The sequence below is a fragment of the Rheinheimera sp. ATLC3 genome (genome assembly GCF_059429535.1).
Map to the genome: position 1 here is coordinate 2,205,019 of NZ_CM182103.1, position 18,659 is coordinate 2,223,677.

General features: G+C 51.3%; 16 protein-coding genes. 7 read left to right on the top strand and 9 right to left on the bottom strand.

Features of this window, described 5'->3' with window-relative positions:
• Position 1 precedes the first annotated feature (1 nt).
• Positions 2-1,471: a coniferyl aldehyde dehydrogenase gene (locus AC5SV9_RS10185; protein WP_475152166.1), complete on the bottom strand. Its 1,470-nt coding sequence runs from the start codon at positions 1,469-1,471 to the stop codon at positions 2-4.
• Between the two features lie 156 nt (positions 1,472-1,627).
• On the opposite strand from AC5SV9_RS10185, the gene AC5SV9_RS10190 reads away from it, so the two are divergent.
• On the top strand, positions 1,628-2,830 hold the full coding sequence (locus AC5SV9_RS10190; RefSeq protein ID WP_475152168.1) for an MFS transporter: 1,203 nt from the start codon (positions 1,628-1,630) through the stop codon (positions 2,828-2,830).
• Between the two features lie 118 nt (positions 2,831-2,948).
• On the opposite strand, the gene AC5SV9_RS10195 is transcribed toward AC5SV9_RS10190, so the two are convergent.
• From AC5SV9_RS10195 to AC5SV9_RS10205, 3 genes are read right to left on the bottom strand one after another with little or no spacing between them, the layout of a single operon-like run.
• On the bottom strand, positions 2,949-3,947 hold the full coding sequence (locus AC5SV9_RS10195; protein WP_475152170.1) for a LacI family DNA-binding transcriptional regulator: 999 nt from the start codon (positions 3,945-3,947) through the stop codon (positions 2,949-2,951).
• A 21-nt stretch (positions 3,948-3,968) separates the two neighbouring features.
• A complete protein-coding gene (locus AC5SV9_RS10200; RefSeq protein ID WP_475152171.1) occupies positions 3,969-5,330 on the bottom strand; it encodes a glycoside-pentoside-hexuronide (GPH):cation symporter in 1,362 nt (453 codons plus the stop codon).
• 44 nt (positions 5,331-5,374) lie between these two features.
• On the bottom strand, positions 5,375-6,712 hold the full coding sequence (locus tag AC5SV9_RS10205) for a GH1 family beta-glucosidase (protein ID WP_475152174.1): 1,338 nt from the start codon (positions 6,710-6,712) through the stop codon (positions 5,375-5,377).
• A 154-nt stretch (positions 6,713-6,866) separates the two neighbouring features.
• Between AC5SV9_RS10205 and AC5SV9_RS10210 the strand changes: the two genes are divergently transcribed.
• The 3 genes from AC5SV9_RS10210 to AC5SV9_RS10220 are packed head-to-tail and all read left to right on the top strand — an operon-like array spanning position 6,867 to position 11,622.
• A complete protein-coding gene (locus tag AC5SV9_RS10210; protein WP_475152175.1) occupies positions 6,867-8,114 on the top strand; it encodes a sugar MFS transporter in 1,248 nt (415 codons plus the stop codon).
• A gap of 10 nt (positions 8,115-8,124) precedes the next feature.
• Positions 8,125-10,650, top strand: coding sequence for a glycoside hydrolase family 3 protein (locus tag AC5SV9_RS10215; protein ID WP_475152177.1), 2,526 nt, complete (start codon positions 8,125-8,127; stop codon positions 10,648-10,650).
• Between the two features lie 3 nt (positions 10,651-10,653).
• On the top strand, positions 10,654-11,622 hold the full coding sequence (locus tag AC5SV9_RS10220) for a glycoside hydrolase family 16 protein (protein WP_475152179.1): 969 nt from the start codon (positions 10,654-10,656) through the stop codon (positions 11,620-11,622).
• Here AC5SV9_RS10220 and AC5SV9_RS10225 read toward each other — a convergent pair.
• The 3 genes from AC5SV9_RS10225 to AC5SV9_RS10235 form a co-directional block, all read right to left on the bottom strand.
• Positions 11,619-12,620 (bottom strand): cupin-like domain-containing protein, encoded by a 1,002-nt coding sequence (locus tag AC5SV9_RS10225; protein ID WP_475152181.1) that lies wholly within the window; start codon positions 12,618-12,620, stop codon positions 11,619-11,621. The genes AC5SV9_RS10220 and AC5SV9_RS10225 overlap by 4 nt on opposite strands.
• A gap of 30 nt (positions 12,621-12,650) precedes the next feature.
• On the bottom strand, positions 12,651-13,373 hold the full coding sequence (locus AC5SV9_RS10230; protein WP_475152183.1) for a SapC family protein: 723 nt from the start codon (positions 13,371-13,373) through the stop codon (positions 12,651-12,653).
• Positions 13,374-13,459: 86 nt separating this feature from the next.
• The gene (locus tag AC5SV9_RS10235) at positions 13,460-16,411 is read right to left on the bottom strand and encodes a TonB-dependent receptor (protein WP_475152185.1); all 2,952 of its coding nucleotides are present in this window, start codon (positions 16,409-16,411) and stop codon (positions 13,460-13,462) included.
• A gap of 349 nt (positions 16,412-16,760) precedes the next feature.
• Here AC5SV9_RS10235 and AC5SV9_RS10240 point away from each other — a divergent pair, with 349 nt between their 5' ends.
• Positions 16,761-17,102: an FKBP-type peptidyl-prolyl cis-trans isomerase gene (locus AC5SV9_RS10240; protein ID WP_134053370.1), complete on the top strand. Its 342-nt coding sequence runs from the start codon at positions 16,761-16,763 to the stop codon at positions 17,100-17,102.
• A gap of 80 nt (positions 17,103-17,182) precedes the next feature.
• Positions 17,183-17,374: a hypothetical protein gene (locus AC5SV9_RS10245; protein WP_475152186.1), complete on the top strand. Its 192-nt coding sequence runs from the start codon at positions 17,183-17,185 to the stop codon at positions 17,372-17,374.
• An 8-nt stretch (positions 17,375-17,382) separates the two neighbouring features.
• Here AC5SV9_RS10245 and AC5SV9_RS10250 read toward each other — a convergent pair whose 3' ends face one another.
• Positions 17,383-17,556 carry a hypothetical protein gene (locus AC5SV9_RS10250; RefSeq protein ID WP_273023963.1) on the bottom strand — a complete coding sequence of 58 codons (174 nt, stop codon included), beginning with the start codon at positions 17,554-17,556 and terminating at the stop codon, positions 17,383-17,385.
• 2 nt (positions 17,557-17,558) lie between these two features.
• Positions 17,559-17,984: a Tse2 family ADP-ribosyltransferase toxin gene (locus tag AC5SV9_RS10255; RefSeq protein ID WP_475152189.1), complete on the bottom strand. Its 426-nt coding sequence runs from the start codon at positions 17,982-17,984 to the stop codon at positions 17,559-17,561.
• Positions 17,985-18,147: 163 nt separating this feature from the next.
• Here AC5SV9_RS10255 and AC5SV9_RS10260 point away from each other — a divergent pair, with 163 nt between their 5' ends.
• Positions 18,148-18,657: a hypothetical protein gene (locus AC5SV9_RS10260; protein WP_475152191.1), complete on the top strand. Its 510-nt coding sequence runs from the start codon at positions 18,148-18,150 to the stop codon at positions 18,655-18,657.
• Positions 18,658-18,659 lie beyond the last annotated feature (2 nt).

Below are 18,659 nucleotides of genomic sequence, written 5' to 3' on the forward strand. Positions count from 1 at the left end.
ATCAGCCTTTTAGACGGATCAGCCAATCGGTCATCTTATGCGCCAGCTTACCGTAAGGTGGCAGCAACATACTGACGCTGTTATAAGCGCCCTGCACAAACACCGGCCGCAGTTTGCTGAAGGTTAAAAACCCCTCGTAACCGTGATATTGCCCCATACCACTTTCACCGATACCGCCAAAGGGCAAGTCATGCTGGCCCACATGCAATATGGCATGGTTAATGGTAACGCCACCCGACATCACCTGGGTTAAATAATATTGCTGTAACGCTGTGTCATGGGTAAACGGATAAAACGCCAGCGGCCTTGGCCGGGCGTTAATATACTGCACCACCTCGCTGGTATCGGTATAGGTTTTTACCGGCAGCAGCGGGCCAAAAATTTCGCGCTGCATTACCAGCATATCGTCGCTTACGTTAAACAGCAGTGTCAGTGGGAACTTACGTAGCCCGGCGGCAGGCGTTTGCCCGTGCATCAAATTCACTGCAGTCGCACCTTTGGCAATAGCATCGTCCAGGGTGTGCTGCAAGCGCTGATAAGCACGCTCATCAATGATGGCGGTATAATCATTGTGGTTAATATCCGGATAGCGTTTTGCCACCAGCTTCAGCGCCAGCTCGGTAAATGGCTGCTCGCTACCGGCAGGCAGAAACAGGTAATCAACATTGGTACAGATTTGGCCAGCGTTAAAGGCCTTTGCCCATAAAATGCGGTCTGCCGCTTTATCGAGTGGAAAATCTGCTGCGACTACCGCGGGTGATTTACCGCCCAACTCCAGCGTGACCGGCGTCAGATTTTTTGCTGCATTGGCCATTACGGCACGGCCGGTTTGGGCCGAGCCGGTAAAAAACAGATGATCAAACGGCTGCTGTGAAAACGCCGGGCCGCTACCGTTCTCGTCGGCGAAAAACTGCAGTTTTTCAGCCGGCAAGTACTGCGGTGCCAGCTTGATCAACAACTGCGCCAGCTGATCGGAGTTTTCAGACATTTTTACCATTGCCCGGTTACCCGCGGCAAAAATGGCTACCACCGGCGCCAGCGATAGCATAATAGGAAAATTCCAAGGCACTATTACCCCGACCACGCCTAACGGCTGCGGCACAACTTTGCAGGACGAGGTAGGAAACAATAAGCGATCAATATGCCGCTTTTGAGGTTTCAGCCACTTTTTTAGCTGTTTTTGGGTACGGCTGATATCTTCCAGCACCATCAGAATTTCTGAAAAACGGGTTTCAAAACGGCAACGACTGCCGTAATCGGCATTGACCGCATCGACCAGAGCTTGCTCATTATCGCGGATCAATGCTTTTAGCGCCTCAAGATCGGCCAGCCGTTGTTGTAATGCAGGCACCGGATCAGCTTGCTGAGCCAAACGCTGTTGCGCCAGACAATCGGCGAAGCGGCTAAAGGCGGTGTTATGGTCGACCACATTGCCAGTGGCGTCATCACTTACTGAGCTTGTTGCATGCATTGTTCACCCCAAACTGACCAAGAGTCATTTTTACAACAGACTAATGACCAACGGTCATTTTGTCAATAAACCGGCCAATCTAAGACATTCAGCCAGTAACACCGGCCGGCAGAAACTGATATGCTTTGTGTTTCTGTGCCAGGTACCGGAGCGGATATGTCGTCACGGGTGCAATCTGCGTTTTATATTATGCTTGGTGGCTCTGTCGTGCTGACGATAGCGCTGGGTATTCGCCACGGTTTTGGCCTGTTTTTAACGCCGATGAGCAACGAGTTTGGCTGGGGCCGGGAAACCTTTGCACTGGCGATAGCGCTGCAGAACCTGATTTGGGGTTTAACCCAGCCACTAACCGGCGCGCTGGCTGATCGGATCGGCGCGAAAAAAGTCGTGCTGGCAGGTGGCCTCTGTTATGCCGCGGGTCTGATAACGATGGCTATGGCCAGCAGCGGCGTTACGCTGGCACTCAGCGCAGGTCTGTTAATTGGCCTGGCACTGTCCGGCACCTCTTTTACCATTATTCTCGGCGCTATTGGCCGCGCCGTGCCGGTGGAAAAACGCAGTATGGCGATGGGCATAGCCAGTGCCGCGGGCTCTTTTGGCCAGTTTATTATGTTGCCCGGCACACTGGCACTGATCACTCAACTGGGCTGGGCTGCGGCATTGACCACACTGGGTATGCTGGCGCTGCTGATACTGCCACTGGCGCTGATGCTGCGCACGCCGGATACGGTGTCCCACAGCGGGCCGGAGCAAAGTATTGAACAGGCGCTGCGACAAGCATTGGCACACAAAGGTTTCTGGCTGTTGTCATTGGGCTTTTTTGTCTGCGGCTTTCAACTGGTATTTATCGGTATTCATCTGCCGGCCTACCTGGTGGATCAGCAACTGACACCGGCTGTCGGTACCACAGTGCTGGCTCTTATTGGCCTGTTTAATATCTTTGGTACTTACACTGCCGGCGCTTTGGGCGCGCGTTTATCCAAGCCACTGTTGCTCAGTGTCTTATATGCGCTGCGGGCTGTGGTGATTGTCGCGTTTTTACTGTTACCACTGACTAACTGGAGTGCCTACCTGTTTGGTATGGCGATGGGCTTTTTATGGTTGTCTACGGTACCGCTGACTAACGGAACTGTCGCCAGTATTTTTGGTGTGCGCTATTTATCGATGCTGGGCGGTATAGTGTTTTTGTTTCACCAGTTAGGCGCTTTCCTTGGCGGCTGGTTTGGCGGCTATGTGTATGACAAAACCGGTAACTATGATTTAGTCTGGCAGATAGCTATCGGTTTAAGCGTAGTAGCAGCCTTGCTTAACCTGCCGGTGAAAGAACAAAGTGCAACGCCTGAAGTGGCAATGACATGAAAAAACATCTGTGGAAACTGCTGTATTTGTTACTGGCGTTATTGCTGGCAGCGGCCTGGTGGGGTTGGCAAGCAGGCGGCGTGCAGTTATTAATGCCGGGCGCCGCCTGGTGCTGAGGTTATAAACTACAGGCCGAGTCGCGGCAAACCAAAGCCGGTTCAAATACATTTTTCAGCTGCAGAGCCTGCTGCTGATAGATGTTTTTCAGCACCCAGCGTGCCGCCATGCGGCCCATTTCGCCAATCGGATAATCAATGGTGGTCAGTTTAGGGTAGATGTAACGCGCCAGGATCAGGTTATCAAAACCCACTATTGATAAATCCTGCGGCACCCTTAGGCCCTGCTCGCGGGCGACTTCCATCGCGCCGGCGGCCATTTCATCGTTGGCACAGACCAGAGCGGTAAACGGCAGCTTGGTCGCCAGCAATTTCTGCATACAGGCACTGCCGCCGCTATCACGAAAATCACCTTCAGCCAAAAGCGCCGGGTTAAATGTCAGGCCATGTTCAGCCATAGCGCGTAAGTGGCCGGCGTAACGGTCTTTAGCATCACTTTTCCACATTGGCCCGGCAATATAAGCCAGTTGAGTATGGCCCTGCTGTAATAACTGTTGGGTTGCCAGGTAACCACCCAGCTCATTGTTCAGGCTGATACAGTTATCAGCCAGTTTGGCAATGTAGCGGTTAATCAGCACTACAGGTAGCTTGCCGCCTGCCAGTTTTATCAGGTAGTCATCCGATACCGCTTCAACATGCAGGATCAGCGCATCGCAGTTACGGCTGATCAGAAACTCAATGCCGTCTTTTTCGCTTTCAGCTTCACTGTGGCCGGCAGCAATAATAACGTGCTTGCCGGCCGCGCGGCATTCGTTCTCTATGCCGCTTAACATTTCACCATAAAACGGGCCGTGCAGCTCGGATACCAGAATGCCGACGCTGTTTGAGCGGTTTGACGCCAGTGACTGCGCAATAGAGTTGGGCCGGTAACCCAGTTGGGCCATAGCATCCAGCACTTTGTTGCGGGTGGCTTCGCTGACGCGGGCGTTGTTATTCATCACCCGCGACACTGTGGCTAACGATACGCCTGCCAGCTCTGAAACTTGGTAAATGGTTGCCATTGCCTGCCTGTCTTAATAGATTCAGGCATTTACTCTAGCATGCTCCGGCGCCGTTTCACCAGCACGCTGCTGCAACTGCTGATGAATATCCAGCACGGTATTGCTGCGCAGCCGGTAACGGCTCATCACCAGCGCAACCAGCACTGAACCGACAGCGGGTAGCACCGTAAAGCTGAGTAAAATGCCCTGTTGTGTTGCTGTGGTTTGTACACTGTCGGCCTGATACTGATAGAACGCCAATAACCAGCCCGCCAGCGCACCACCCAGTGCCAGCCCCAGTTTAATAAAGAACACGATTGACGAATACACCAGGCCGGTAATGCGAATGCCGGTCTTATAGTGGCCATAGTCAACGGTATCGGCCATCTTTGCCCACAGCAGCGGCGTAGCCATTTGTAAAAAGAAGCCCCACAGAAAATACAGTGCAAACGCCAGTTCCAGTTGCGCAGCGCCAACAAAGAAACTGAGCGCACTGATAAGCGCAGCAATCAGTTGCAGGCCGATATACGCATTTACTTTATCGACATAACGGCTCAGCCACTGCGCAGCTGCACAACCGGCAATATTGCCCACCATACCGAGCGTAACAAACACCGTGATCAGATCTTCTCGGCCCAGAAAATACTTTACGTAATAAATAGCCAGCGTCGTGCGCAGCACCATGCCGGTTAGCAGAAAAAACGCCGCCACACACAATACCCGCCACTGATCGTTTTGCCACAGCGACGCAAAACTGCGCTTTAATGTAAGCTGTTGATCCACCGGTGCATTCACCCGCTCACGGGTACCGGCAAAACACAGTAAAAACAACACCAGTCCCAATGCGCTCATGGCAACTATAGTCAGCTGGTAGCCTTTGGCGTTATCGCCGGCACCAAAAAAGTTAACCAGCGGTAAGGTACAGGCCGTAACCAGCAAGCCGCCCAGCATGCCGAACACAAAACGGTATGACTGCACCGACACCCGCTCGGTCGGATCAGCTGTTAATACACCACCCAACGCGGAGTACGGAATATTAATAGCGGTGTAAGCCAGCATCAGCAGCGTGTAAGTGGCAAAGGCATAAATAACTTTGCCATTGGCCGACAAATCGGGCGTAGTAAACGCCAGTACACTGCACAGCGCAAAAGGTAGCGCCAGCCACAGAAGATAAGGCCGGTATTTGCCATGCCGGCTTTGGGTTTTGTCTGCCAGCGCGCCCATTAACGGGTCGGTTACCGCATCAATAATCCGCACCAGCAAAAACATCGTGCCCACCACAGCCGGTGAAATACCGAAGATGTCGGTGTAAAAGAAGGTTAAAAACAGCATCACCGTCTGAAACACAATATTGCTGGCGGTATCGCCCAGGCCGTAGGCCACTTTCTCCCGCTTTGTTAGCATGCTATCCCCGTAATATTCTGTTTATTATTATTTTTTTGCTGTTGCTACTTAGCGCGCCGAGTAGCAAATAAATCGCGCAGTGCTATGGCGCTGGCTTTCAATGTGCGCTGCTGCGTGACGTAATCGACATACACTATGCCAAAGCGTTTGGCATAACCTTCGGCCCATTCGAAATTATCCATCAGGCTCCAGGCAAAATAACCATCAATCCGCATGCCAGCCGCCATGGCGTCTGCAGTCGCCTGTAAATGCTGCTCGAAATAACTGACGCGACGCGTATCGGCCACCTGATTATGCTGCAATGTATCAGGCATGGCTGCACCATTTTCGGTGATATACACCGGCGGCAGGTTATAACGCCGGTGCATTGCCAGCAACACTTCTGTCAGGCCTTGCGGGTAAATCTCCCAGCCCATGTCTGTCAAAGGTTGCGCCGTGGGGGGTACATCACTGAACCAGCCTTTTGCGTTAGCACGGTAAACGGTGCGGGTGTAGTAATTTACACCGAGAAAATCCAGCGGCTGGGCAATAATAGTCATATCGCCATCTGCAATGACTGGCCGCTCCGAAGCGGGCAGTTGCTGCAGCAGCTCAGGGTAGCGAGCTTCCATCAAAGGCTGGATATACCATTGGTTGTGGTACTGGTCAGCCATATCTGCAGCGCGGATATCGGCCTCGTTGTCGCTGGCCGGATGGCAGGGGCTGAAGTTCAGCACTATGCCGTTTAATGCGTTTGGCGCGTTTTTTTGCAGCACCGGCATTGCCAGACCATGCGCCAGCAACAAATGATGCGCCACCTGGCGGCCATGTTGCCGGTTTTGCACACCCGGCGCATGAATGCCGGCTTCATAACTTAAGTAGGCACTGCAGAAGGGTTCGTTCAAAGTGGCATACGAATACACCCGGTCACCGAATGCCTGCGAAACGATGTCAGCATAGTCGGCAAACTTATAAGCGGTATCACGGTTCAGCCAGCCGCCTTCATCCTGTAAGTACTGCGGTAAATCCCAGTGATACAGCGTGACAAAGGCTTTAATATTGCGCGCTTTCAGGGCATCAAGCAGCTGAATGTAAAAGTCCAGCCCGGCCCGATTAATGCTGCCATCTGCCCGGATAACCCGGCCCCAGGCCACCGAAAAGCGGTAAGCATCGACACCCAGTGCCGCAATCAACTCCACGTCTTCGCGCCAACGCGCCACATGATCACAGGCTGTCAGGCCGTCTGAACCATCTTTAATCCTGCCCGGCTGTGCACAGAAGGTATCCCAGATACAGGGTTCCCGGCTGTCGGCGGCACCTTCAATCTGAAACGACGCGGTTGCCACCCCAAACACAAATTCAGGTTTAAGCAAAGGAGAGCTGTCGGCTAAGGTAATTTTCATTGGCTGTACTATCTTCCGGTCAGGCTGTTATGGGCTGCTGGACGATAAAATGATTGCCAACAGCGTGATATATGCTATAAATGAAAGCGCTTACATAATACTAGACGGCGCAATTGCAACCGTCAATGAAAAACATTTATCGCCGGGGGGCAAGATGGCAGCAACACCAATAATCAGCGAGGCTACACCAGAGGCCGCATCATCTCAGAGCAACTATCGCTTTGCTTTGACATCTCTGACCACACTGTTTTTTATGTGGGGCTTTATTACCTGTCTGAACGACATTCTGGTGCCTTACTTAAAGGGGTTGTTTGACCTGAACTACACCCAGGCGCTGCTGATCCAGTTTTGCTTTTTCAGTGCCTATTTTGTCGTGTCAGTGCCAGCCGGTTTGCTGGTAAGCCGTATTGGCTACCAATCCGGCATTGTCACCGGCCTGCTGATTGCCGGCGCCGGTTGTTTGCTGTTTTACCCGGCCGCTGCTGCCCATTACTACCCGCTGTTCTTGCTGGCATTATTTGTTCTAGCTTCCGGTATTACCATACTGCAGGTTGCCGCTAACCCTTATGTCAGCGTATTGGGTAAACCCGAAACAGCATCCAGCCGCTTAACCATGACACAGGCCTTCAACTCTTTGGGTACCACAGTAGCGCCGTTTTTTGGTGCCTGGCTGATTTTCGGCGGCATGCAAGCGCCAACACCAGGTGAAGTAACCGAGTCGACAGTACAATTACCCTACCTGCTGCTGGCTGCGGCACTTATCATCATGGCGTTGATTTTTGCCTTTTTACGCCTGCCTAAACTGGGCAAGAAAGACGCCAGTATCACCGTCACCGGCGCGGCCTGGCAGTACCGTCATCTGGTGCTGGGTGCGTTAGGTATTTTTGTTTATGTCGGTGCCGAAGTGGGTATTGGCAGCTTTTTGATCAGTTTTATTACTCAGCCTGATATCGGCGCGCTGGAAGCCCAAACGGCGTCACACTATATTGCCTGGTATTTCGGCGGTGCTATGGCCGGGCGCTTTATCGGTGCTGTCGTAATGCAACATCTGGCGCCGGGTAAAGTGCTGGCATTTAATGCGGTCTGTGCGGTGGTTTTACTTGCCATTACTATTGCTACCGGCGGCAGTCTGGCCATGTTTGCCATCTTGCTGGTGGGTCTGTGTAATTCCATTATGTTCCCGACAATTTTCAGCCTGGCGATTCACGGCCTGAAACAGCACACCAGCCAGGGTTCAGGTATTTTGTGTCTGGCCATTGTCGGCGGCGCAGTATTACCACTGGCACAAGCCGCACTGGCAGACGCCATCAGTGTGCAATTAGCCTTTATTATTCCGTTATTTTGCTATGTCTATATTGCCTGGTACGGCGCTGTCGGCAGCAAACCCCGCAACGTCGCTTAAGGAGAACCGGATGACATTTCGCCTGCAACTTTCTGCATTAAGTATCAGCTGCGCACTGGTATTAAGCGCCTGTGCCAAAGCGCCGACAGAGCAGACTGAACCCTCCGGCAAAGCGGCGGCTGTCTGGCCAGAGCTGACATTACCGGTGGCTCAGGACCCGGCTATGGAGCAGCGTATTACTGATATGCTGGCCGATATGACCCTGGCGCAAAAAATTGCCCAGATGATCCAGCCGGAAATCCGCGATATTACCGTTGAAGACATGCGTAAATATGGTTTTGGCTCATACCTCAACGGCGGTGGCGCTTTTCCGGATAATAACAAACATGCCACCCCGGCCGACTGGATAGCGCTGGCCGAGGCTATGTACCAGGCATCAGTTGACGACAGCCTCGACGGCAGCACCATTCCAACCATGTGGGGTACCGATGCGGTACACGGCCACAATAATGTGATCGGCGCGACTCTGTTTCCTCATAACATAGGTTTGGGTGCAGCAAATAACCCGGCGTTAATAGAGCAGATTGCTGCAGTAACGGCGCGTGAAGTGATGGTAACCGGTATTGACTGGGTATTTGCTCCCACCGTGGCGGTAGTGCGCGATGACCGCTGGGGCCGAACCTATGAAGGTTATTCGGAAGATCCAGACATTGTACACGACTATGCCGCCGCTATCGTTACCGGTTTACAGGGCGCAGCCGATAAGGATTTTCTCGGCGAGCAGCGGGTAATCAGTACCGTTAAGCATTTTCTCGGCGATGGCGGCACCGAAGGCGGTGACGATCAGGGCGATAATATCGCCAGCGAAGCTGATTTATTCCGTATCCACGCCCAGGGTTATGTCGGCGGCTTACAAGCCGGTGCACAAAGCGTGATGGCATCGTTTAACAGCTGGCATGGCGAAAAAATTCACGGCAGTAAGTATTTACTCACCGATGTATTAAAAGATCGCATGGGCTTCGATGGCTTTGTTGTCGGCGACTGGAATGGCCACGGCCAGATCCCGGGTTGCAGCAACGATAACTGTGCTCAGGCAGCCCTGGCCGGGCTTGATGTGTATATGGTGCCTACACCTGCCTGGAAACCCTTGTATGAAAACCTGCTGGCACAGACCGAAAGTGGCCAGATACCGCTAAGCCGGATTGACGATGCCGTACGGCGTATTTTGCGGGTGAAACTGCGTGCCGGCCTGTTTGATAAACCCAGCCCGGCTAAGCGGCCATTATCGGGCAAAACCGAATTGATTGGCTCTGCCGAACACCGCGCTGTCGCGCGCCAGGCCGTGCAGCAATCGCTGGTGTTACTGAAAAATAACGACGCAACCTTGCCACTTAACCCCAAGCAGCACATTCTGGTGACTGGTATTGGTGCTGATAATATCGGTATGCAATCCGGCGGCTGGACTATCAGCTGGCAAGGTACCGGCAATAGCAACAGCGACTTCCCCGGCGGCAGTTCTGTTTATGCCGGTATTGCACAAGCCGTTGCTGCAGCAGGTGGCAGCACTGAGCTGAGCACGGATGGCAGCTACAACAGCAAACCAGATGTTGCCGTCGTGGTATTTGGTGAGCAGCCCTATGCCGAAGGCAATGGCGATCTGGATAACCTTGAGTATCAGCGTGGCAATAAAACCGATTTGGCCTTGCTTAAAAAGCTAAAAGCCGATGGCATTAAAGTGGTTTCACTGTTTATCAGTGGCCGGCCAATGTGGGTTAACCCGGAGCTCAATGCGTCTGACGCCTTTGTCGCGATTTGGCTGCCGGGCAGTGAAGGGGGAGCGATAGCGGATGTCATCGTTGCCAATACTGATGGTAGTGTTAACAAAGACTTCCACGGCAAATTGTCGTTTAGCTGGCCAGCCACACCGCAGCAAATCGTCAACCGCCACGACGCTGACTACCAGCCACTGCTGCCATATGGCTTTGGCCTGCGCTACGGTGATACCAGCACGCTGAGTAATGCACTACCGGAGCAGGTAGAAACCAGCCACAACCTGCAGGACCTGGTGCTGTTTGAACGCGCAGTTAAACCGCCTTATCAGCTGATGCTGCACACCGATGGCAGCAGTAAAGCCATGAACAGCAGCGTCGAACAGCTGGGCAATATTGCTGTACGCACCTTCGACAAAGCCGTGCAGGAAGATGCCCGCCGCCTCAGTTTCAGTGGACCGGCTAAGGTAAGCTTAAGCAGCGCCTTTCCTGCCGATTTGCGCTCTTATCAGGAAGCCTCAGCAGCACTGGTGCTACAACTGAAACGGACAGGTGAAGTGCCGGATAACGTTATGCTGGGCATGGACTGCGCTCAAAGCTGTGACAGTGCACTGAATATAACGCCGCAACTGCAGGCGATGGCCGATGACAGCTGGCAGACGCTGAGTGTCGATTTAGCCTGCTTTGGCCGCGCCGGAGCAGATTTCAGTCAAATCTTCACACCCGTGTCGTTGACCAGTGCCGCCCCGTTAGTGTTAAGCTTGGCCGATATCCGGCTGGTGCCTGCTGCTGCAGACACGGCCAGTATTTCCTGTCGCGGAGACTAACCTATGCGCCGTCAGCTTCTGTCATTGTTTACCTGTACTGTTTTGGCTGGCTGTCAGCTGGCACCACCGGCCACGCAGCAGCAAAGTAAGCCGGCAGAACCTGTTCTGCCCGCTGATACTCCGGGTTGGCAACTGGTATGGCAGGACGAATTTGACGGCAACAGCATAGATTCAGCCAAATGGAGCTTTGAGCAAAACTGCCAGGGTGGTGGTAACAATGAACTGCAGTGCTACACTAACCGGCGTGAAAATGCCTATGTTGAAAACGGCATACTGCACATTGTTGCCCGCCAGGAAACTTACACCGGCGCGGCGCTGAATGAAGACGACCCGGCGCACAGCCCGCACCAGCGTAAAACCCAGCCCTATACCTCGGCCAGGCTGCGTAGCAAAGGCAAGGGTGACTGGCTATATGGCCGCTTTGAAATCCGTGCCAAATTACCACGCGGGCAGGGCAGCTGGCCGGCGATCTGGATGCTGCCCACCGACTGGCAGTATGGCAGTTGGCCGCTATCGGGCGAAATCGACATTATGGAAGCCGTGAATCTGGGCACTATATCTGACGAACCCAGTGCGCTTGCCGACGAGCGCGAGCGCCGCGTGCACGGTACTCTGCATTACGGCAAACTGCCGCCGGATAACGTTTACAGCGGCAAAAGCTACAAGCTGCGCGATGGCAAAAGCCCCTCAGATGCGTTTTATACTTATGCTATCGAATGGGAAGCCGGTGAAATCCGCTGGTATGTTGACGATGTGTTATATGCCACCCAACGCAGCAGTGACTGGTATACCGCGGCCAGTTACAGCCGCAATGATATAGGGCCGCATGCGCCTTTTGATCAGCGCTTTCATCTGCTGCTAAATTTAGCCGTCGGCGGCAACTGGGCCGGTAATGTGAATGAAAAAGGCGTTGATGCCAGTGCCTACCCGCAAAGCCTACAAATAGACTATGTACGGGTTTATCAGCGCTAACGGTTTAGCCGGTTAAGCAGCATTGCCCGAAGCTTGCGTGCCGTTTGCTCCAGCATCGGCGCCAGTACACCACGTTTATCTGCCGGCAAATGGGCGCTGGTCTGCTCATCTGCGTTAAACACATAATGCTCAAACTGCTGCTGCCAGATTTGCCGCTGCGCCGGCGGCAAGTCGCGGATACTCAGCATCGCATGCAGCAAGGCATCTGTTGGCAAACCGCAGTACGACGGCGTTTGGCGCCACCAGTAATTAACCAGCACATTCAGCTCGCTTAACCCTTCTACCTGATGCCACCACATAGACGGAATATAAATAGCATCTCCGGCTTCCAGCTCGGCGACCAGCGCATGTTGCTGCGCGTCACGGTATTTCGGATAGCGCGCAAAATCGGGCTGGCGGGCATCTACCATACTGACCGGCTGTCCGGCAGGGGTAAAATCGAATGGCCCGGGGTACAGGTTAGCCAGCTGCTGTGGCGCAAACAGTGTAAAGCGCCGCCTACCGGCGCCAACGCAGGCAATGTTATCAGGCACGTCATAATGCGCCACTACATGGCTGCGGTTACCCAGCCATAAACTTACCAACGGTGTTATACCGTCAAGCGTCAAAGGGTTCTGAGCGGTCAGGCCTGGCGTGCAATAGTCAGCGGTGGTCGAGCCCATGTAAAATACCGGCGCATCGCTACAGCCGCTATGCTGCAAAATACCATCGAGCACCGTATCTAACCGGGTTTGCCGCTGGCTGAAGTTAAAGCCGCTCATATCAGCGTTATAAAAAAAACGGCCGCCAGCTTCGGGCTCAGCAAAAAACGCCTGCACCGGCACGCCCGGATACAGGCTGCGCAGATAATCAGCGACAGCCTGATCAGACCGCTGCGCCTGTTGTACCAACGGCCAGTGCTTTACCAGATTACGCAGCACCAATGGCGTAGTACGGCCACTTAGTTGGGTGCTCAGTGCAAAATTAATGTCGCAATCTATCTGTTCAATGCTCTGCATCGTCAATCAGCCTCTGTAGCCCGCGTAGTCTCAGCCGGGCTGATTTTCCATCTTACTCAGCAGCTTGGCAATATTGCCGGTCGATGCCTGCACCAGATACAGCGCCTGCAAATAGCCCTGATGCTGCAGCTGCTGCAGCTGTTCTGCTGTTAACGCATTCAGTTTGTCAGTCACGATACTGTGCAGCCCGGTCAGCTTATGTACAGCACCGTGGTAACTGAGCTCCAGCGTGGTACTTTGCAGTAACTCCAGCTCTGCCAGGGTCTGGCAGAATGCCTGGTTTTGCTGATGACCATGCTGAATTTGCTGTAGTACCGCAGTGGCCTGCTGCAACAGCGGGCTACTGCCACCATCCGGCAGAAACACCGGTTCGCCCTGTGTCTGGCTAACACGAGGGTGATCCAAATCGATACACACTACCGGTACCTGCTGCGGTACGCCGTTTTCAACCTGTTGCTGAAAACCGATTAAAAACGGTTGCCGCTGCATACTCAGCGGCACATAACCGGCCTGCCAGCCTTGCGGCTGCAAAAACAGATTTTGCCCCGGTTTCAACCCCAGCAAAGCAACCGGTTCGTAACTGTTGTTGTCACTGTTATGGCGGAAAAACAGCGGATACCAGCTTTGCAGCTGCATAAATTCGCTGATAAAGGCGGTGGTCAGGCTGACATTGTCGCCAAAACCTGCGCCACGCTGGCTGATAATTCTAATGTCTTTGTGGCTGATATTGTCCAGTACGGCATGCTGTGCCATGGCAACTCCTGTCAATGTTGTAACGCGCGGCTAATAAAAAGCCGCTGGTGTCAGCGGCTTTTGAGCGTAGCAAACTGCATGGCAGCTTAGAAAGTATAACGTACGCCTAAATTGTAACGGGCGCCATACTGGTAACCACGCAGGAACTGCTCAGGAAAGCGGACAAAGATACGCTGCGTTTCTTCAGTAATGTTTAGGCCTTCAACAAATACCGTCAGGTTGTCGGTGACCGCGTAGTTCACATTAATATCCCATTGGCCGTAAGCTTCCGTAAATACCGGGGCCTGATGTTGATCAAAGTTCGACAAGAACTCGTCACGCCAGTTATAGGAAACTCGCATTGACAAACCATCCAGGTCATAAATCAGTGACAGGTTGGCGGAGTCACTCAGACCAGGTAAGGCAAACTGATAACCAACAGCGTTGCGGTCAGCTTCAACATCACCGTACACGAAGGTAGCATTAGCTTGGACACCAAAGCCGGTTTCCCCGAACATATGTTGCGCTGCCAGCTCCCAACCCCATAAGTTACCGGTTTCAACGTTGTTTTGCCGCAGAACAGAGAACACTGTCAGAGGATCATTTTCATCGCTGAATAATGGGCCTGATGGGTCTGTACCCTGATTTTCATGGATACGGGCAAAAATTGCTGGATCGGTAGGTTGAATGCCTTCAGCAACCAGCTCTGCGATAGCTTGCTCTGCTCGCGGGCCATTAAAGATATCTCGCAGATCGCCCATGGTTTCTTCTGTAGTCACTCCCACCAAGAAGTTGTCTACCTGCTTACGGTAATAGCCTGCTGACACATAGCTTCCCGGGGCATAATAATATTCAAGCGATAAATCAATATTATCTGATGTATAAGGTTTCAACTCAGGGTTACCGACGGTGACCTTACGTTGCCCCACTTTCGGGTTGCCGTCAAAAGATGTTATTGAACGCAGATCATTTACTGGAGGCCGTGTCAGTGTTCGGCTGTAAGAGAATCGACCAATAAGGTCATCAATAATTTCAACATTCACATCTACACTTGGCAGAAACTCGCGGGTTTTACCACGGCCGTCTGAGTATGACTGGTCATTGGTATAACTATATGCCCATTCGTTACCATTAACCCACTGCATACTGATGGCAGGGGTTTCCAGACTGTTTGCTGTTAAATCAGTTTGCTCGTAACGTAAACCGGTAACGATATTAACCGGCATACCGTTAAACTCAGTTTCAAACCGGGCCTGGGTATAAACAGATATGGTTTTCTCGTTAACTTTATGTTTTTCCAGAATTGCATTTGATCCGTAACGACCATTTAACGATGCTGGCCAACTACAGGCACCAATGCCACCATCTGGGTGATCGCAGTTAATGCTTTCGGCGATATCAATGATCTGACCAAAATCAGCAGCATAGAAATAGTTAATCTGCTTATCGGCGCCGCCACCAGCGAACTGGTCCAGTAAGCTGCTGGTATCGACACGGTAAAATAAATCATCCGGATACCAGTCTGCCGACCATAACCACCAGCCTGCAGCCAATTGCCCCGAATAAGCATTTGAATAGTTGAAATCCATGTTGGTGTACGACGCACCAAAATCCAGTGCCACAAGAGCGCTGTTGCTGCTGTTTAACCACTGACCTTTTAACTGCACCTGATCCATGGCGTTTTCATTATGGTTTTTGCTGACGCCACCAAATAATGAACCCATATCTTGTGGCAGTAATTCTGCCTGACCATTAGTTAATGTAAAGTCGATAACCGGAATACCGCCAGTGGTAAAATCGGCACTCTTGGTTTCCAGGTTAGCTGTCGCATTAGGGTGATCATCGTCGCCAGCCCAAGACGTATTACCAATAATCATATAGGCATCGTGGCCATAGCCAGTGCCTTTGCTAATGGCCTTAGAACTGTGTGCATCGAGCTCCAGTTCCAGATTATCTGTAACCTGCCATTCCAGATTAAAGCCCAGTGATTTTGTTTCACTGGCCGTACCATTACGGTTCAGGTTAGTTGCAAAGTCACCATTTACTTCAGTTACATCAATGTAAGTACCGTTTTCATTGATGGTAGCACTTTGTACGTTACCGCCGTTGTTAAACCACACACCAAAGCCATAACGCTCTACGTCCAACTCTTGCTTGGCGTAGGTATAATCCAGTGTGGCTTTTACTCTGTCATTTGGCGCAAACTGCAGCACAATTTGGCCATTGGTACGCTTACGCTCATTGTCCAGAATTTCATAACCGGCATTTTGCGGATACCAGGTGTTGCCATCGGCACGTTGGTTGTTATCGGTCAGTTGTAAATTTGGCGAAATGGATAAATCCACATTCGGGATCCAGTTATCAACTGCCATGCCCTCAGCACGGTTATTACGCTCCTGCACTGAGCCGGAAATCAGAATACCGAACTTATCGTCAGCAAAGGTGTTACTGAAGATCGCCGACACTTCGGGAGTCAGATCATCACCGCTTTCATTTGCAGTGTCATATACTGCTTTGGCACCCACAGCAGCTTTCAGACCTGGGTTATCCAGCGGGCGGGCGGTAGAAATATTTACTGTGGCACCGATGCCACCGCTTGGCACATCAGCTTTAGCGGTTTTATGCACCTGCACACCCGACACACTCTCTGTTGCCAGATTGGCAAAATCGAATGAACGGCCATCGTTAGTCGGCATCTGACGACCATTTAGGGTAACCAGGTTAAATTGTGGACCAAAGCCGCGTACGGTAATGCGGCTGCCTTCATTGTTGCTACGGTCTATTGATACACCGGTAATACGCTGCAACGACTCAGCAAGGTTGGTATCAGGGAACTTACCGATATCTTCCGCCGTGATGGCATCTACCACGCCGGTTGATTCACGCTTAACATCCATCGACTTGGCCAGACTGCCGCGAATACCGGTAACCTGGATCACTTCAACGTCAGTGGTTGCTGCCACATCGTCATTAGCAGAAACCGGCGCCAGTGCACCCGCTCCCGTAATCAGTGACAAACTGAGCGCCAAGCGCGACAGTTTGAAACGTGTCTGGTTCATACCCTCTCTCCCGTGTTTGCTGAGTATTTAGTGTTTTTGTTGTTTGGTAGCGCTTACATGTCTCCGTAAGCGGCGGAAAGCTGAAATGTAAGCGCTTACAAAGCGTAGATGATTAAAAATCGCCCGTCAATAGTGCCGCCATAAAAAGCCGTACCAAATTGGGGCAAAACATGAAGCCATGATTACTTTTACATTAAGATTCAAAGATTAAGATTGCACCAAATAAAAACCAGCAACAGCGAGCCGCCCTGAATTAGTGCAACAGACAGATGCGATATATATATGTTTTTCAGCATCTTTTTGCAGATGCTTTATACTGCCGCAAGCTGAAACAACCACATTCATTATTATGAACGCAGAAGTAAAAATTGAAGACTTGATTGAAGGCAACGGTAAAGCTGCAGAACGCGGCGCGCTAATCACTGCGCATTATCGCGGCTGGTTAGAAGATGGTACCGAGTTTGATTCCTCCTACAAGCGCGGCGAGCCGTTTCAGATAGTGCTGAGTAACAATCGCGTTATTCAAGGCTGGATTTTAGGCTTAAAAGGCATGAAAACCGGCGGCAAGCGTAAACTCTGGGTACCGGCGGAGCTAGCCTACGGCGAGCGCCAGATTGGCACTATGATCCCACCGAACAGCAACCTGATATTTGAAATTGAACTGCTGGAAGTGCTAACCCGGGATGATTGATAGCAGTAGTCGATGCCGCATTACACATTGCTTTTCGGCATGAACCGGCTAACAATTAAGCCTGTACCGGAGAATTAACTATGCCAAGCCCGTTAAGAAAAGATGAAGCCCATAAGCTGATCGATCAGTTGCCAGCCAATGCCACCTGGGAGGATTTGATGGAACAGATTTATGTGCGCCAAGCCATCGAACAAGGCCTTAGCGATAGCGAGCAAGGCAAACTGCAATCGGTGCGGGAACTCCGTAAAAAGTATGGTTTAACAGACGCTTAAAATCCTTTTTAATCAAGCTCTCGGTCAATTTTAGCAATAATGCTATCCAGCACCATTAAATCATTCGCTTTTTCCATATATTCGTCACTATCTTCATCCAGCTTTACCAACTCAGCACGCCCGGCAGCAAGCTGTTTTGTAAGACATAAACGTATGTGGCGTAATTCAACTGTTGAGAACATAACTAACTTACCTCTGATTTTGGCACGCTGAGGAAACTTGGAATTGCAGCAGATTCCAATTGCTTCAGCTTTTCAATATACGAATAGTACGGCATATCGTGTAAAGGCCGAATAGTGAAGTGGAATTTTCCTTCTCTGCCCCCTTTATCCAAGGAAATATGTAGGCCAGTTGGCAACTTTGTGCTTTTCGGTATTTTCCACCATAAGTTGCCGAATTGAGGATTTCGATAATTGAATAAAGATAAACCGCCTGATTGACTATCAACATAACTCACGCCATTTTTCTCATAAAGCCTAACATCCCATGTATCGTGTTTTTCGTCACGAGGGGGAGTTGGACGAATATAATCAAGCTTGGGTGTGGTTTTTCGGCCCAAACGAAATAGATCTTCCGGTATCGCCATATAAAACTGAACAGGAGTGTGCATTTTTTCTCTCGAAATGTTGTCGATTCACCAAATATACCTCACACTGCGCCGAATGTTAAATAATTAAAAGTAATGTTAAATATTGAGGATATTGTCTGTGCTTAAAGACGCTATAGCTTTCTTGTTATTCAGTTTGCTTTTAGTTACAGGCTGCTGGACGCTATTGCACGAAGTACAAACGCAATTTGCCGAGCTAATCAGCGCAAAGCCACTTATCGTATTAAGCAGCTTTCATGGTTACTTGCCGGGTGCACTACTGGCGCTGGTATTTATAACAGGCTATGCCGCTAACCGGCTTTGGCGGGGTCTGCGCCAGCAAACGTTATCTGCAAATAACGGTAAGCTGACAGCAATCGGTGTGCTAACCGGTTTAGCTTTGGTGGTTATCGGTAACTTTGTCATTAACGCTTATTGGCAGAATAAAGCCGAGTATGCCGGCTACAAGCCTTGCCCGACACTGACATTGCTAACAAACCGCATAACGATGCAGGCCTGGAGTAAAAACGAGGCATTGTGTTTTGATACTGATGTAAGACGGATTATCGTCCGCGGCACACCAGATGAAACACGCCAATTAGCTGCGCACCTTAACGCCCGAGCAAAACAACAACAGGCTAAACAGCAGTTTTTGCAGCAAGAAGCACAAAGAAAACCCGATAACTCAAAAGGTTAAAT